Genomic DNA, 606 nt, shown 5'->3' with positions numbered 1-606 from the left:
CGCGGCGCGCTGCCCCTGTTCGGGCTGATCGCCCACGGCGTGCACATGAACGGCCTGGTCCGCCGGCCCGACGGCTGGCATCTGTGGATCGGCCGCCGCGCGATGGACAAGCGGCTGGACCCCGGCAAGCTGGATCACCTGGTCGCGGGCGGCATTCCCGCCGGCCACACCGCCGGCCAGGCCCTGGCCAAGGAAGCCGCCGAGGAAGCCAGCATCCCCGACGCCCTGATCCGCCGCGCCGTGCCGGTGGCCGAGATCCGCTACGCCATGGAACGGCCCGAGGGTCTGCGCCGCGACGTACTGCATTGCTACGACCTGGAACTGCCGCCGGATTTCGTCCCGACCCCGTCGGACGGCGAGGTCGAATTCTTCACCCTGATCCCGCTCCAGGAAGCCTGCCGGATGGTACGCGACGGCGACGCCTTCAAGTTCAACGTCAATCTGGTGCTGCTGGACCTGTTCCTCCGCCACGGGCTGATCGACCCGGCCGGCGATCTCGGACAACGGATCCGCGCCGGCCTGTCCGGCCGCGACAATCCGGCCTTCGCATGAACCGCCCGCCGTTGAACCGCCCCGCCTCCGCCGCGTCCGCGCGTGCCCTGCTCC

General features: G+C 71.3%; 1 protein-coding gene. It reads left to right on the top strand.

The window, feature by feature from the left end; all coding sequences use genetic code 11:
* Nucleotides 1-552, top strand: a 552-nt coding sequence (locus HUK84_RS22010; protein ID WP_176642019.1) for an NUDIX hydrolase, incomplete at its 5' end; no start/stop codon positions are given.
* Nucleotides 553-606: the final 54 nt, after the last annotated feature.

Source organism: Nguyenibacter vanlangensis (assembly GCF_013376155.1).
In the GTDB taxonomy this organism is placed as follows: domain Bacteria; phylum Pseudomonadota; class Alphaproteobacteria; order Acetobacterales; family Acetobacteraceae; genus Gluconacetobacter; species Gluconacetobacter vanlangensis.
This window is presented reverse-complemented; position numbering and strand designations above follow the sequence as displayed.